General features: G+C 62.4%; 4 protein-coding genes. 2 read left to right on the plus strand and 2 right to left on the minus strand.

From position 1 onward, the window contains the following. Together KVS69_RS18025 and KVS69_RS18030 are read right to left on the minus strand one after the other, a co-directional pair. Nucleotides 1–291 (minus strand): hypothetical protein (locus KVS69_RS18025; RefSeq protein ID WP_217539380.1); only part of this gene is annotated, 291 nt, incomplete at its 3' end. A gap of 78 nt (nt 292–369) precedes the next feature. Beyond that, nucleotides 370–1359 carry an MDR family oxidoreductase gene (locus tag KVS69_RS18030; RefSeq protein ID WP_217539381.1) on the minus strand — a complete coding sequence of 330 codons (990 nt, stop codon included), beginning with the start codon at nt 1357–1359 and terminating at the stop codon, nt 370–372. Nucleotides 1360–1467: 108 nt separating this feature from the next. Here KVS69_RS18030 and KVS69_RS18035 point away from each other — a divergent pair, with 108 nt between their 5' ends. Together KVS69_RS18035 and KVS69_RS18040 are read left to right on the plus strand one after the other, a co-directional pair. Beyond that, entirely contained in the window at nt 1468–1812 is a 345-nt protein-coding gene (locus tag KVS69_RS18035; RefSeq protein ID WP_217539382.1) for a helix-turn-helix domain-containing protein, read from the plus strand. Nucleotides 1813–1951: 139 nt separating this feature from the next. After that, complete coding sequence (locus KVS69_RS18040; protein WP_217539383.1) at nt 1952–2599, plus strand: hypothetical protein; 648 nt, start codon at nt 1952–1954, stop codon at nt 2597–2599. Nucleotides 2600–2731 lie beyond the last annotated feature (132 nt).

Genomic DNA, 2731 nt, shown 5'->3' on the forward strand with positions numbered 1-2731 from the left:
GTCGAGGAATCGCCGGCGCTGGTGAGCGCTGGGCCGAGAGGTCACATACAGGACCCTGCACCCGGCGACACCCCTCAATCGGAGCAGCATCTTGTGAAGGGTCTGCTGGGAAGTGACGTCTTTGCTTGCCGCGAGGATGACCGGATGCCCATTTACCTGCAGCTGGGCCAGCTCGAATGCATTCAGCAGGAAGTACGGGAGGGACGGAGCCTTCCAAGCCGATGCAGCCGACACCTGACCGGGCAGCAGGGCCGATAGGTAGCGGTGCGTGTTCGACAGCAAGGGGATCATGGAGACGATGGCTGTAACATGGAAATGCACCGTAACATTGTGTGTGTTACGGTGCAAAAGAATGTTACGGGGCAATTGTCAGGCGTTCACATCCACCACCAGCCGGCCACGCACCTTGCCTTCCAGGAATGCCGGGAACACGTCCAGCACCTTTTCCAGCCCGATCACTTCAACAGTGCTGGCCAGCTTTCCCAGGTCCAGGTCGGTCGCGAGCCGCTTCCACGCCTCGGCACGCACGGCGTGCGGCGCCTGCACCGAATCGATACCGGCGAGGGTCACATTGCGCAGGATGAAGGGCAGCACAGAGGTAGGCAGGTCGGTACCCTGCGCCAGTCCGGCAGCCGCCACCACGCCGCGGTATTTCGTCTGCGCCAGTGCATTGGCCAGCGTGTGGCTGCCGGCGACATCCACCACGCCGGCCCAGCGCTCGGCATCCAGCGGGCGGGTGCGCGGCTCGGCCAGCGTGGCGCGGTCAATGATCTCGTCGGCGCCCAGGTCCTTGAGGTACTGCGCATGTTCGGGTCGGCCGGTAGACGCCACCGTGCGGTAGCCCAGCTTGGAGAGGATGGCCAAGGCGATGGAGCCTACGCCGCCGTTGGCACCCGTCACCAGGACGTCGCCGTGTTCAGGCTTCACCCCGCCGTGTTCCAGCGCCAGCAAGCACAGCATGGCGGTGTAGCCGGCCGTGCCGATCGCCATGGCGTCTTTGCTGCTGATGCTGTCGGGCAGCTTCACCAGCCACTCCCCGGGAACGCGCGCGCGCTGCGCCAGCCCGCCGTGGTGGGTCTGGCTGAGGCCGTAACCGTTGAGCACGACGCGGTCGCCCTGGCGGAAGCCGGCATTGCCCGATTCCAGCACGGTGCCGGCCAGGTCGATGCCGGGAATGAGCGGGAACGTCCGGATCACCGGCGAGGCGTTCGTCATCGCCAGCGAGTCTTTGTAGTTCAGGGTGGAGTAGTCCACCTGCACGAGCACATCGCCTTCATGCAGATCGGCTTCGTCAAAGGCCACCAGCTGGGTGGAGACCTGGCCGTCTTCTTTCGTGGCCAGCAGGGCATTGAATTTCATGGGCATCGATCACCTCGGGGGACATGACCTGCATGCTATGGTCGCACCGTGGTTGCCACAAGAACTATGCTTTCCCATAGGTACTATGGTTTTCAGGAGTATCCCGTAATGGCGCGGCGCGTATATGGCAAAACCGGCTGCAGCGTGGAGGCCACGCTGTCGGTCATCGGCGGCACGTGGAAGCCGGTGATCCTGTTCTATCTGGTGTCACGCACCCGGCGGTTCATGGAGCTGACCCGGCTCATCCCCAACGCCACCCAATCGATGTTGACCAGCCAGCTCCGCGAGCTGGAGGCCGATGGCGTGGTGGTGCGGCATGTGTACCCGGAGGTGCCGCCGAAGGTGGAGTACCGGCTTTCGGAGCTGGGCCGGACGCTGGTGCCGGTTCTGTTGGCGATGCGGGATTGGGGGGATTCGTACAAGAAGACCCAGGAGATCGCGGAAGAGGCGTGAAGGGCGCTCCGTTGAGGGCTTTCCGCGCCGCTTCTGTGACGCTGGTCAAGCTGTAAGTAGGTTTTTTCCTATTCTTCCCCGTGTCCGCGTACCCCAGACTACGCAGGCGAGTACGGCCGTACCAGGAAGAGAATTGACCATGAAGCTTTGGGCAACAAGATCGATGCTGATGGGCGCAGCGACGTTGTTCGTCATTGCCGGCCTCCCCGCGTGCGGGCGAGAAGCGGACACCGCCAAGCCCAGCGTGGAAGCAAACAAGGAGAGCGCTGCGATGCGAACTGAGGTTCCTCTTACCCGGCCCATTGCCTTGGACAAGGCAGGCGAGGTAGCAAATGTGGAGTTTGAGCTTCCACCGCCCGGACCCAACGCCTCACCCGAGTTGATGCTGGGTGTGCGGTTGGTGAGGCCGGACGCAGAATCCGGCACCTCGCTTTCCATCAGGCTCGTCGAAGCAGGGATCGCTGCCAGAGTCAGCTTGATTCGCATGGAGGAAGGTGCAATCAAGACAGTGCCCCTGACGAGGGATGCGGCGAATCTTCGCGAACGGATACCGGTCCCCATTGACGGAACCGTACCTGGCTTGACCATGTCGGGAGTTGAACCGTCACTGCTCGAGAGCGCCGGCCTTGTTGATGCCGCGCTCTACTATGACGTTCTTCAGTTTGCGTATGCAGAGAACATCAAGCCTGGACATTATCGCCTCACCATTGAGCTGACGGGCGAGCATCCGGAGTTCCGCGACGATACCGCTGAGCTGCTTGTCGCTTATTTCAAGAAGGCAAAGTGACCGATGAGCAAGGACGCACCCTATACCGTTACCGTTTACGTTGCCGCGCCCGGGACGCCGTTGGACGGGGGAGGGACATCAGCCGCAGGACACATGTATCTGTCGGTTGAGCAGGGCGATTGGTCACGCAGT

Source organism: Stenotrophomonas sp. GbtcB23 (assembly GCF_019091045.1).
Lineage (GTDB): Bacteria > Pseudomonadota > Gammaproteobacteria > Xanthomonadales > Xanthomonadaceae > Stenotrophomonas > Stenotrophomonas rhizophila_A.